The organism is Halomonas ventosae, assembly GCF_004361885.1.
Lineage (GTDB): Bacteria > Pseudomonadota > Gammaproteobacteria > Pseudomonadales > Halomonadaceae > Halomonas > Halomonas ventosae_C.
The window spans coordinates 1-1,333 of the sequence record NZ_SNWH01000061.1 but is presented as its reverse complement, the minus strand read 5'-3'; the positions used below and the strand labels follow the sequence as shown (position 1 = coordinate 1,333).

The window sequence follows — 1,333 nt, the reverse complement described above, 5'->3', positions numbered from 1 at the left end:
CTGGCGGATCCCCACGAATTTTGTGTTATTCGTCGCATAATGCCTGCTCTTTGACCTCTTCGCGAAGGCTCTCTCGGAGGATTTTCCAGGAGGGCCAGGGCACGGCGCCGGGCCGTTGACGGCGAAGCCACTCCAGTCCCAGACGCCACACGGACAGCACGTTCCGGTGCCGGATACTGTTGCTCTGGTAGCGCTGCTGTTGCCCGTTGGCCTGGACCTGCAAGCCGGCCACCATCACGGCCACGTTCGCCAGCATGGCGATCAGCAGCAGGATCTCGATGCGCTTGCCCTGGCGAGACTGATGCATGCCGAAGCCCAGCCCGAACAAGGGGCTCTTGACGTCACGAAAACCCTCTTCGATCTGCATGCGCTGCCGGTAGATGGCCACCAGCTTGTTGGCCAACGTTGAGCGATCTGGCAGGTTGCTGACCAGCACCCAGGGCTCCTTCTGGCGTTGGGCCATCGTCCGGCTGCGGCCGTCCCGGGAGACCTGTCCGCGCTTGTTGCGATGCTTGCGTCCTTGTGGTGGCCGGTGGTAGAGCACCATCCGTGTGGTGAGCGGGTTACTTTCAGCGATCTGGACGGAACCCAGCGCCCGCGGTGCCGATGTCGCTTGCGGAAACAGGTCTGCCACAGGCTGCCACTCATGCCCTGGCAGCTGGCAGCGAACCGGGCTACGCACCCGACCGACGTAGTACCAACCACGCGCCTCAACCGCCTCGAACCAGGGATTACGAAAGCCCGCATCGGTGACCAGGATCGGCGTGGCGTTGTCCGGCAGCACCTCGGCGAGGGCGGCCAACAAGTACGCCTCACAGTGTTGGCAGCCATCCTTGTGGTGGACCTTCTCGAAGATCGGCAGCGAGCGCCCGGCGAAGGGAACCGCGGCACGCAGCAGGAACTGTTGGCCTCGGTCATCGATCGGCGACCAGTCCACCAGAATCAGCGGGCGGGTCATGTGGCCGATCAGCAGCGACGCCACGAGCCAATAAAACAGTGGCCGTTCCTGGTGCAGGTGAGGGTTGCCCAGCAACCGATCGACTCGCTTGATGGTGTGCTTGGTATCCGCCGGCCCCGGCAAGGCGCGGCCCAAGGCGGTCAAGCCCAGGCGGCGCTCGCCCAGCAGAGCACCGACCGTGTCGAGCAGTGCCTGCAGGCGCTTGGCATGGATCGAGGGGAGTGATGAGGTCAGCAGAGTATGCAAGAATCGAGGGGCCTGCATGGGTCTCCTTAGGCATATTGTTTGTTTCGCAATTAACAACATGCCGACCCATGCAGGTCTTTTCAATCATATCATCCTGATTTTCTTATCTATTTCGTGGGGATCCCTCAG

1 protein-coding gene is annotated in these 1,333 nt (G+C 62.3%); it reads right to left on the bottom strand.

Annotated features, from left to right (window positions below; genetic code table 11):
- Positions 1-25: 25 nt before the first annotated feature.
- Positions 26-1,222: an IS4 family transposase gene (locus tag DFO68_RS15395; RefSeq protein WP_166637597.1), complete on the bottom strand. Its 1,197-nt coding sequence runs from the start codon at positions 1,220-1,222 to the stop codon at positions 26-28.
- Between the last annotated feature and the right edge of the window lie 111 nt (positions 1,223-1,333).

What these genes read in the sequence shown, in the direction of transcription:
- DFO68_RS15395 (WP_166637597.1), bottom strand. Translation starts at nt 1,222, where the DNA reads ATGCAGGCCCCTCGATTCTTGCATACTCTGCTGACCTCATCACTCCCC.